General features: G+C 65.1%; 1 protein-coding gene. It reads left to right on the top strand.

Annotated elements, in window-relative coordinates; genetic code table 11:
• Positions 1–255 (top strand): IS110 family transposase (locus FNJ47_RS47190; RefSeq protein ID WP_163163636.1); only part of this gene is annotated, 255 nt, incomplete at both ends.

Raw genomic sequence — 255 nt, 5'->3', positions numbered from 1 at the left:
AGGTGAAGCTGATGGCGCCGCAACTGGTGAAGCCCTACGTTTCGCGGAACAAGAACGACTGGCGGGATGCGGAAGGCCTGTGTGAGGCGATGAGCCGGCCGAGGATGCGGTTCGTACCGGTGAAGAGGGCCGAGCAGCAGGCCGCATTGATGCTGACGGGGATCCGCGACGGATTGATCGCCCGGCGCACCCAGCTGACCAATACGATCCGCGGCCATGCGGCGGAGGTTGGCCTGATTGCGCCCAAGGGACTGG

The organism is Bradyrhizobium uaiense, from assembly GCF_010811875.1.
Taxonomy (GTDB): Bacteria; Pseudomonadota; Alphaproteobacteria; order Rhizobiales; family Xanthobacteraceae; genus Bradyrhizobium; species Bradyrhizobium uaiense.
The sequence above is the reverse complement of the archived record's forward strand: the minus strand, read 5'-3'. Positions and strand labels throughout refer to the sequence as shown.